At 44.6% G+C, this 242-nt stretch carries 1 pseudogene; it reads left to right on the forward strand.

The annotated features are described in order from the left end of the window. A pseudogene (locus ACTHTK_RS10320) lies at nucleotides 1–242 on the forward strand (GNAT family N-acetyltransferase); the annotation flags it as partial.

Genomic DNA, 242 nt, shown 5'->3' on the forward strand with positions numbered 1-242 from the left:
ACCTGCCTCCGTGCCAAACCAAAAAACACAAATCCGTCCAATTTCGATTTAGCCGCCAAGCCAATTACGGCAACATCCATACCTCCCATTACAACGGCCAAACCGAAGCCACATTACCTCCTTTTACCACGATTGATATCCAGCATTTAAGTAAATTTGCGGAAATCGACAACACTTCCGTTATCAATCAATTTCTGCATTCCCTAACCACGCTTATCCACAATGACCAGCATATCTGCGAC

The sequence above is a fragment of the Neisseria sp. P0006.S009 genome (assembly GCF_051962915.1).
Classification (GTDB): Bacteria; Pseudomonadota; Gammaproteobacteria; order Burkholderiales; family Neisseriaceae; genus Neisseria; species Neisseria subflava_E.